This window comes from Streptococcus pseudopneumoniae (assembly GCF_001074975.1).
In the GTDB taxonomy this organism is placed as follows: domain Bacteria; phylum Bacillota; class Bacilli; order Lactobacillales; family Streptococcaceae; genus Streptococcus; species Streptococcus pseudopneumoniae_D.
Genome location: NZ_JUUO01000088.1, coordinates 85,905 through 95,490, shown reverse-complemented (window position 1 = coordinate 95,490; position 9,586 = coordinate 85,905). Strand labels below are relative to the sequence as shown.

Genomic DNA, 9,586 nt, shown 5'->3' with positions numbered 1-9,586 from the left:
GACGCAAGCGCAATAGCTGTTGAAGTTGTTAGGGTTTTCAGTTTCTTCATCATTTTCTCCTTTAATAACTGATAGAAAATACAATTGATTATGAACTAATCATTTTCTTATACACTTCTATTTTATCATTTTTATATTCTATAGGCAATATATTTCCTTTTTTTAGTCTACAAACGGGTTATTTTATAGCTAGCTTCCTTGTATTATGGTATTGAAACGAGGTAAGTTATGACATCCATTCATTTACAAAAGTATATAGGTCAGCGCATACGACTTATACGAAAAGAAAGAAAATTAAGCCAACAAAATCTCAGCGAAAAAGCTGGTGTTGGTATTGATTATATTTCTAATCTTGAAACCAAGGGGTCAAATATTAAAATTGATACTTTAGAGAAAATCATTACAGCTCTGGATATCTCACCATCTGAACTATTTGAGAGCCGTATTACTTCTCAAAATCCGCAACTAGAATCATTAGCGAATCAATTAGTCCAACTTCCACAAAAAACACAGGAACAACTTTTAGAAGCCTTTCAAATACTTATAAAAACAGTAAAAAACAACCGCTAAGGAAAACTTAGCGGTTTATTAGACTTCCTATGAAACAATCCATAGAACACGCAACACAAGTTTTCCAGAGGGTCTTTTCTTACTAGCTAACTTGGGCTTGAAATTTGGCTTTTAGAGGATTTTATCAGCTCTGTCCACTGTAAAGAGGGCCACAGTCATCAGGATATCGACGAGTAAGAGGGCAGCTACAGCTGGTACCCAAGAGTGGAAAAGGTCAAAACTGTAACCAAATAGCGTTGGTCCAAAGGCTGCTAGGATATAGCCTCCTGTTTGAGATAGACCAGACAATTGGGCTGTCTTTTCAGGGGCGCTTGTCTTGAGTGAAAAGTTGACCATGAGATAAGGGAAGAGGGCACTGGTTGCGGTTCCGATGAGGAGATGGATGGCAAGCCAGTAAAAGAAATTACCGACTGGGAAAAAGAGCATGGAAATGCCGACCACACCAGCTAGTGAAACCAGAGTGAGCATGAGCTGACGGTTGCGAGTTGATAAGCTGGTTGTCAGACTTGGGATGGTCATTGAAAAAGGAATGCTAATCAGAGAGAAGATAGAAGTCAGCAAGCCAGCTTCGTGACTGGATAGGCCTGCGTGGATGGCCATTGTAGGTAGCCAGGTCATAGCTGTGTAAAAGAGCAAGGATTGAAAACCTGCAAAGACAATCACTGCCCAGACCTGTTTATTACGCATAACCTTTGTTTTGCTTTTTTGTTTGGTTTGCGGAGCCAGTCTGTGATTATAGCGGTGATTAGGCAGCCAGACCAAAAAAGTTGCTAGGCAGAGCAGGGTGAGGAGGATGATAAGTCCTTTCCAAGAACTGGCTTGTGTAATGGGCACAGCTAGATAGGAAGCCAGAGCCGTTGCAATCCCCATAGAGGTTACATATAAGGTGGTCAGAAAACCAATCTTCTTTGGTTGATTGGCTTGGATGAGACTAGGAAGCAGAACATTGATGACTGCGATACTTGCCCCAACCATCAAGGTTCCTAGATAGAGCAGGGGCAGATTGATTAGTCTAATCAGAGAACCGATAGTCAAGAAGAAGAGGCTGTAGGTAAAGAGATGTTCTAAGCCAATTTTCTGAGCCAGTCGGGTAGAAAATAGCGAGAAGAGGGTAAACATAAGGAGAGGAAGGCTGGTCAAGATACCAAGCGAACTAACTTCTACTCCTAGACCTTGCGAAATATCTCCCAAAATAATGGGTAAAACAGTAAAAGGAGTCCGCAAGGAAACACCAATCAGGATAATTCCTGGAACAAAAAAGAGTGATTGCTTTTTCATATAATACCTCTTCTAGCTGATTTTAATAACAGCTTATTTTAAGGCTTTTTCCCTATAATGTCAAGTAAGGTTTTGGGCTTTCAAGATAAAAATAGGAAAGTCTTGAAAATTATGATAAAATAGTGGAAGGAAATCTATATATTGGAGAAAAACTGTGCTTGAAAAGCAAAAAATCAGCGTCTTGATGTCGGTCTATGTAAAGGAAAATCCGATATTTTTGAGAGATGCCATAAAAAGTATTCAAAATCAGACCCTGAAACCGAGCGAATTGGTTCTGGTTGAGGATGGGCCTTTGACTCCTGAGCTCTATCAGGTATTAGACCAGGTGGAAGCTGAGTCTGATATTCCAGTGAAACGCTATCCTCTTGAGCAGAATCGAGGTTTGGGTCTGGCTCTTCGACAGGGGGTTTTGCAGTGTCAGTATGATATTATTGCCCGTATGGATACGGACGATATCGCTGTTCCAGATCGTTTTGAGAAACAGGTTCAGCTAATGAAGAAGGACAACCTCGACTTATTAGGTGGCCATATTGCAGAATTTATTGACAATCCTGATGAGATTGTTTCTTACCGTCGTGTTCCGACTCAACATGCAGATATTGTGGCTTATCAAAGGATGAGAAGTGCCTTTAACCACATGACTGTTATGTTTAAGAAGGATATGGTTCTCAAGTCAGGCAACTATGAGGATGGCCTTTATATGGAGGATGACCTCCTCTGGCTTAATATGATTGCTGCAGGAGCCAAGACTGGCAACCTCGATCAAATCTTGTGTCAGGTTCGTGTCGGAGCAGGGATGTTTGAGCGTCGTGGGGGACTGCGTTACCTCAAACTCTATCGTCAAGCTCGTCAGCGCATGCTGAAGAGAGGACAAATTTCTTATCTGGAATATGCCAAGAGTGTTGCCATTCAGATGGTTGTTGCCCTTTGTCCAGGATTTGTCAGACAGTTTATTTTTATGAAACTGTTACGAAAAAGCAAGTAAAAGATTGTAGCAAATCGTAAACGGGATAAAAAGTGTTATAATAACAATATAACTATTCAGCTCTTTTAAGGAGGAGTAAATTTCTATGAATAAAAAACTCACAGATTATGTGATTGATCTGGTGGAAATTTTAAATAAACAACAAAAACAGGTTTTCTGGGGAGTATTTGATATTTTGAGTATGGTGGTTTCCATCATTGTATCTTATATCTTATTTTACGGCTTGATTAATCCAGCACCTGTTGACTACATTATCTATACGAGTTTGGCCTTCTTGTTTTATCAATTTATGATTGCATTTTGGGGCTTGAACGCTAGTATTAGTCGTTACAGCAAGATTACGGATTTCATGAAAATCTTTTTTGGTGTGACTGCGAGCAGCGTCTTGTCATATAGTATCTGCTATGCCTTCTTGCCACTCTTCTCCATCCGTTTCATCATTCTCTTTATCTTGTTGAGTACCTTCTTGATTTTATTGCCACGGATTACTTGGCAGTTAATCTATTCCAGACGCAAAAAAGGTAGTGGTGATGGAGAACATCGTCGAACCTTCTTGATTGGTGCTGGTGATGGTGGGGCCCTCTTTATGGATAGCTACCAACATCCAACCAGTGATTTGGAACTTGTCGGTATTTTGGATAAGGATGCTAAGAAAAAGGGCCAAAAACTTGGTGGAATCCCTGTTTTGGGCTCTTATGACAATCTGCCTGAATTGGCTAAACGCCATCAAATCGAGCGTGTTATCGTTGCGATTCCGTCACTTGATCCGTCAGAATATGAACGTATCTTGCAGATGTGTAATAAGCTGGATGTCAAATGTTACAAGATGCCTAATGTTGAAACTGTTGTTCAAGGACTTCACCAAGCAGGTACTGGGTTCCAAAAAATTGATATCATAGACCTTTTGGGCCGTCAGGAAATTCGTCTTGACGAATCGCGTCTGGGCGCAGAACTGACAGGTAAGACCATATTAGTCACAGGGGCTGGTGGTTCAATCGGTTCTGAAATCTGTCGCCAAGTTAGTCGCTTCAATCCTGAACGCATCGTCTTGCTCGGTCATGGGGAAAACTCAATCTACCTTGTTTATCATGAACTGATTCGTAAGTTCCAAGGGATTGATTATGTGCCAGTTATCGCAGACATTCAAGACTATGACCGTTTGTTGCAAGTCTTTGAGCAGTACAAGCCAGCTATTGTTTATCATGCGGCTGCTCACAAGCATGTTCCTATGATGGAGCGCAATCCAAAAGAAGCCTTCAAAAACAATATCCGTGGAACTTACAATGTTGCTAAGGCTGTTGATGAAGCCAAAGTACCTAAGATGGTTATGATTTCGACAGATAAGGCGGTTAATCCACCAAATGTTATGGGAGCAACCAAGCGCGTGGCGGAATTGATTGTCACTGGCTTTAACCAACGTAGCCAATCGACCTACTGTGCAGTTCGTTTTGGAAATGTTCTTGGTAGCCGTGGTAGTGTCATACCAGTCTTTGAACGTCAGATTGCTGAAGGTGGGCCTGTAACGGTGACAGACTTCCGCATGACTCGTTACTTTATGACCATTCCAGAAGCTAGCCGTTTGGTTATCCATGCTGGTGCTTATGCCAAGGATGGGGAAGTCTTTATCCTTGATATGGGCAAACCAGTCAAGATTTATGACTTAGCTAAGAAAATGGTGCTTCTAAGTGGACACACCGAAAGTGAAATTCCAATTGTTGAAGTTGGAATCCGTCCAGGTGAAAAACTCTACGAGGAACTCTTGGTATCAACCGAACTTGTTGATAACCAAGTTATGGATAAGATTTTCGTTGGTAAGGTTAATGTCATGCCTCTAGAAGCCATCGATCAAAAGATTGAAGAGTTCCGAACTCTCAGAGGAGATGAGTTGAAACAAGCCATTATCGCCTTTGCCAATCAAACAACCCATGTTGAATAAAAAAGAAAACGCATATTATGTACTGCACCCCAAAAGTTAGACAGAAAAAATCTAACTTTTGGGGTGTTTTTATTATGAAATTAACTTATGATGATAAAGTTCAAATCTATAAGCTTAGAAAACAAGGATATAGCTTAGAGAAGTTTTCAAATAAATCACTTAATCAATTGGAACAAGCTATTATAGACTATATTGATTATTACAATAATAAGAGAATTAAGGTAAAACTAAAAGGACTTAGTCCTGTGCAGTACAGAACTAAATCCTTTCAATAATTATTTGTCCAACTTTTTGGGGTCAGTACAAAAAACTTGGTAGTATGCGTTTTGTTATGTAGAGACTTATACTCTTCGAAAATCTCTTCAAACTATGTCAACGTCGCTTTGCCGTAGGTATGGTTATTGACTTCGTCAGTTCTATCCACAACCTCAAAACAGTGTTTTGAGTAACTTGCGGCTAGTTTCCTAGTTTGCTCTTTGATTTTCATTGAGTATTACTTTATTTTCTTCTGAAATGGAGTTTTTGCCTAGTCTCCCTTATGTTATTGAAAATACGCCAAAACGTCTAAGGGTTTGTGGGCGATATAATCAGGTTGATAGTTTAGTAGATCTGCCTGCTCTCCAAATCCCCAAGTGACGGCTAATTTCTGAATGCCTGTTTCTTGAGCTCCCAGCATATCAAACTTGGTATCACCGATGATGATGGCTTGTTGAGGGGCTAGTTGATGTGTCTGCAAGGCTTGGCGAATGACATCTGCCTTATGGGGTGCTTCAGGGCTGGAACCATAAATGCCATCAAAGAAATGATGGATTCCCAAGTTTTTAGTCATATCCTGAGCAGTTGGAGTGTTTTTTGTCGTGGTGATGTAGAGAGGATAATTGCTCGATAACTTCTCAAGCAAGTCTACAATATGAGGGAAGAGCTGAGCTTCATGGATGCCTTTCTCCTTATAGTAAGAACGGTATATCTGCACGGCTTCAGAAATTTGTTCTTTGGGCAGGCAGGTCGCAAAACTACTTTCAAGAGGCGGTCCCATAAAACCACGAATAGTTTTGGCATCAGGGCTAGGCACCTTCAGCTCTTTAAAAGTATGAGTAAAGGCATTGTGAATCCCGATAGAACTGTCAACGAGGGTTCCATCCAGATCGAAAAAGATAGCTGTGATAGAGGTCATGGTTTCTCCTATTTGATAAGCTTATTCTCCGAAAATTTCTTTTTGGAGGCGACGACCAGTAGGAGTGGCTGCGAGTCCACCTTCAGCTGTTTCACGAAAGGCAGTTGGCATGCTTGCTCCAACTTGATACATGGCATCGATAACTTCATCCACAGGGATTTTAGATTCGATACCTGCCAAGGCCATGTCTGCTGCGATGAAGGCAAAGCTAGCTCCCATGGCATTGCGTTTGACACAGGGCACTTCAACCAAGCCGGCAACAGGGTCACAGATGAGGCCCAGCATATTTTTAATGACAAAGGCAATGGCTTGACTGGCCTGATAAGGTGTTCCACCTGCAGCTAGAGTCAAGGCGGCAGCACTCATGGCAGAGGCCGAACCAACTTCGGCCTGACACCCACCCTCAGCACCCGAGATAGAGGCATTGTTTGCGATAACTAATCCAAAGGCACCCGCAGCAAAGAGGAAATCCAGCTGTTGCTCGTGGCTGAGGTCTAATTTTTCAATCGCAGCAGTGAGAACGGAAGGCAGACAGCCAGCACTTCCAGCGGTCGGAGTAGCGCAGACCAAGCCCATTTTTGCATTGTGCTCATTGACTGCGATAGCATTTCGGGCAGCAGAGAGAATCGTGTAATCTGACAGAGTTTTTCCGTTTTTTATGTAGTGATCCAATTTGGCAGCATCTCCACCTGTCAGGCCACTACGAGATTTATTTTCATTAAGGCCAAGTTGGACAGAAGCTTTCATGACTTCCAGATTGCGTTCCATGAGAAGGAGGACTTCTTCACGTTCGCGACCGGTCAATTCAAACTCTGTTGTAATCATGAGTTCTGCGACATTTCCTTGAAAGTCCAGATCTGCTTGCTCGACCAATTCTTTGATAGAATAAAACATGCTTCCTCCTATTTAAAGAAATTGACATTGTGGAGATGAGGGATTTTTCGAATTTCTTCGATAGCCTCATCACAGTTGCGACTGTCGACTTCGATAATCATAATGGCTTTTTCACCAGCTTTTTCACGAGTAACGTTCATCTGGGCGATATTGATATCATAGCGAGAAAGGGCCTCCGTTACGAGGGCAATCATACCTGGAATATCTTGATGAACAATGATGATAGTCGGTGTATTCATATTGAGAGAGACGGCAAAGCCATTGAGTTCGGTGACCTGAATATTCCCTCCACCGATAGAAATACCAGTCACGCTGATGGTCTTGTGGGCATTTTTGACGGTAATTTTAGTGGTATTTGGGTGAGGAGCATTGCTGTCTTTCTGAATAGTCCAGACAATCTTAATACCGCGCTTGTGGGCAATCTCCAGACTATTTGGGATTTCAGGATCATCTGTATCCATGCCCAAAATACCTGCAACAAGGGCTAGGTCTGTCCCGTGACCACGATAGGTCTTGGCAAATGAGTTAAAAAGTTGGAATTCGACTTCTGTCGGAGTATCATCAAAAATGGAAGAGACAATCTTCCCAATACGAACAGCACCAGCTGTATGGCTACTAGATGGGCCAATCATAACTGGTCCGATGATATCAAAGACAGATTGAAAACGAAGTGATTTCATCAGTTTCCCCTTATAAAAATTCTTATCTCTATTATATCAAAGAATGAAGGTCTTGGCTTTAATTGTGGATGAAAACCTTTTTACACTACAAATAGCATAAAACAGCATCTTTTATGACAAAAAATACCTTATTTAGGGAAATAAAAAATAATTTTGTAATATTTCTACATAAAAGTGTCAAGAAACGGTAATATTTAAAGGGTATGATAGAACTATAGAAAGAAGGAGAATTTTCAAATATGAAATCAACAACTAAAAAGATTAAAACAACTCTTGCAGGAGTAGCTGCCTTGTTTGCAGTATTTGCTCCATCATTTGTATCTGCTCAAGAATCATCAACTTACACAGTTAAAGAAGGTGATACACTTTCAGAAATCGCTGAAACTCACAACACAACAGTTGAGAAATTGGCAGAAAACAACCACATTGACAACATTCATTTGATTTATGTTGGTCAAGAGTTGGTTATCGATGGCCCTGTAGCGCCAGTAGCACCAGCTTCAACGACTTATGAAGCTCCAGCAGCTCAAGACGAAACTGTTTCAGCCACAGTGACAGAAACTACAGAGGTAGAGGAAGAAACTCCAGTAGTAAGCGAAACAGTAGCAGAAGAAACAGTTGCTTCAACTGTAAGCGGATCTGAAGCAGAAGCTAAAGAATGGATCGCCCAAAAAGAATCAGGCGGTAGCTACACAGCTACAAACGGACGTTATATCGGACGTTACCAATTGACAGATTCATACTTGAACGGTGACTACTCAGCTGAAAACCAAGAACGTGTAGCAGATGCCTACGTTGCAGGACGTTACGGTTCATGGACAGCTGCTAAAAACTTCTGGCTTAACAACGGCTGGTATTAAGAAATAACGAACAAATAATATGTAAAAGTCGAGGAATCCCCTCGACTTTTTATTTTTCCTTCGCTTGGTAATAGATCTCTACTTCTTTTTTGAGATGAGACAGCATAGAAGTTTCCTCGGTCAGCTCTAGAAGTGAGAAACCTTTTTGGATAAGTCTAGCCTCATCCCTACAAATCCCGATACGGACATAGCAGATAGCAAGCCTATCGTAGCTTTTCTTGTTCTTAGCGTCCTCTAGTAAAGTATAGCAGATTTGTTGACACATGTTTTTGTCTTGATGGTATAAGTAAATGGTGGACAGATTGAGTAGGATTGCCATTCGTAAGTCATATAAATGTTGGTAGTTTTTATAGACTTCCAAGCGTTGCAAGATTTTTCCAGTGATGAGATGGAGGTGTTCAATAGGAAAGCTGAAAAGGATGGTATTGAGGATTTTTAGGTCATTTTCATACCATGTATCTTGTTTTTCAATTTTTTCCCAAAGTTTTTTGACAATCTGTTTCACTTGGTCTGACAGTTGCTCTGTACCATGTTGACGGATATGGATGACAATTTCCAGCATATCCTTTATTTCTTCTATAGGCAGGTCGTGGTGGGTTTTGAGATAGTCTTGGCATTTTTGAAATAGTTTTTCGAGTTCACTAGTCCCTAGGGTTGAGCTCATATTGAGATAGGTTTGCATGATTTCTGTTCGTTGGCTCGGTTGATAGAGGTGGCAGATATAGTCAAACTCTTCAAAACTCATATTGATTTGCCGGAGAAGAAACTCCATATTTTCATATTTGGGAGTTGCCTTGCCACTTTCAATCTTTGATAGGCTGGTTCTTGAGAGGACATTTCCACAGACCTCTTCTTGGGTCAAGCCTTTTGACTCACGTATTTCTTTATAGACCTTTCCGAAATCATAACGCATGATTTTCTCCTTTTCGTGAAAAAAGTTAACAAATAATAAAATCCAATTAAAAATATTGTATCATAGTAACAGGAATAGTAAAAAAGAAAACTAAAATAATGTGTGAAAAAAGTTAACTAATTTTAAAATAGAGTAAAGAAGAGGTATACTGTAGATACAAAATACAGGGAGGAGGGAAAAAGTATGAATAAAAAAGTTTTTCGCTTTTTAGTTATTCTTGCTTTCTTATTCAGCATTGCTACGGTTTTCCCATGGAAATGGCCGATATAATGCGCTAGTTGTAAAAATGAAAGGAA

The 9,586-nt window shown here is 40.6% G+C and carries 9 protein-coding genes and 1 pseudogene; 5 read left to right on the top strand and 5 right to left on the bottom strand.

The features are described 5' to 3' along the window. Positions 1–228: 228 nt before the first annotated feature. Positions 229–570, top strand: coding sequence for a helix-turn-helix domain-containing protein (locus tag ADI86_RS04800; protein ID WP_049531991.1), 342 nt, complete (start codon positions 229–231; stop codon positions 568–570). Positions 571–681: 111 nt separating this feature from the next. Here the strand turns inward: ADI86_RS04800 and ADI86_RS04795 are convergent, their stop codons facing one another. Continuing rightward, on the bottom strand, positions 682–1,848 hold the full coding sequence (locus ADI86_RS04795) for a CynX/NimT family MFS transporter (protein WP_049531990.1): 1,167 nt from the start codon (positions 1,846–1,848) through the stop codon (positions 682–684). Positions 1,849–2,002: 154 nt separating this feature from the next. Between ADI86_RS04795 and ADI86_RS04790 the strand changes: the two genes are divergently transcribed. The 3 genes and pseudogenes from ADI86_RS04790 to ADI86_RS12100 form a co-directional block, all read left to right on the top strand. Next, positions 2,003–2,833, top strand: a complete 831-nt coding sequence (locus tag ADI86_RS04790) for a glycosyltransferase (protein WP_049531989.1) — start codon at positions 2,003–2,005, stop codon at positions 2,831–2,833. An 85-nt stretch (positions 2,834–2,918) separates the two neighbouring features. Next, complete coding sequence (locus ADI86_RS04785; protein ID WP_049531988.1) at positions 2,919–4,769, top strand: polysaccharide biosynthesis protein; 1,851 nt, start codon at positions 2,919–2,921, stop codon at positions 4,767–4,769. A gap of 152 nt (positions 4,770–4,921) precedes the next feature. Further along, positions 4,922–5,044, top strand: a pseudogene (locus tag ADI86_RS12100) (IS3 family transposase); the annotation flags it as partial. A 266-nt stretch (positions 5,045–5,310) separates the two neighbouring features. On the opposite strand, the gene ADI86_RS04770 reads toward ADI86_RS12100, so the two are convergent. The 3 genes from ADI86_RS04770 to sdaAB are packed head-to-tail and all read right to left on the bottom strand — an operon-like array spanning position 5,311 to position 7,517. After that, the gene (locus tag ADI86_RS04770; protein WP_049531985.1) at positions 5,311–5,943 is read right to left on the bottom strand and encodes an HAD family hydrolase; all 633 of its coding nucleotides are present in this window, start codon (positions 5,941–5,943) and stop codon (positions 5,311–5,313) included. A gap of 21 nt (positions 5,944–5,964) precedes the next feature. Beyond that, the gene (gene sdaAA / locus ADI86_RS04765) at positions 5,965–6,837 is read right to left on the bottom strand and encodes an L-serine ammonia-lyase, iron-sulfur-dependent, subunit alpha (protein ID WP_000500043.1); all 873 of its coding nucleotides are present in this window, start codon (positions 6,835–6,837) and stop codon (positions 5,965–5,967) included. A gap of 8 nt (positions 6,838–6,845) precedes the next feature. Continuing rightward, on the bottom strand, positions 6,846–7,517 hold the full coding sequence (sdaAB, locus tag ADI86_RS04760) for an L-serine ammonia-lyase, iron-sulfur-dependent subunit beta (protein ID WP_000838909.1): 672 nt from the start codon (positions 7,515–7,517) through the stop codon (positions 6,846–6,848). A gap of 239 nt (positions 7,518–7,756) precedes the next feature. Between sdaAB and ADI86_RS04755 the strand changes: the two genes are divergently transcribed. Then, positions 7,757–8,377 carry a LysM peptidoglycan-binding domain-containing protein gene (locus ADI86_RS04755; protein ID WP_049531984.1) on the top strand — a complete coding sequence of 207 codons (621 nt, stop codon included), beginning with the start codon at positions 7,757–7,759 and terminating at the stop codon, positions 8,375–8,377. 49 nt (positions 8,378–8,426) lie between these two features. Here the strand turns inward: ADI86_RS04755 and ADI86_RS04750 are convergent, their stop codons facing one another. After that, the gene (locus ADI86_RS04750; RefSeq protein ID WP_049531983.1) at positions 8,427–9,290 is read right to left on the bottom strand and encodes a helix-turn-helix domain-containing protein; all 864 of its coding nucleotides are present in this window, start codon (positions 9,288–9,290) and stop codon (positions 8,427–8,429) included. Between the last annotated feature and the right edge of the window lie 296 nt (positions 9,291–9,586).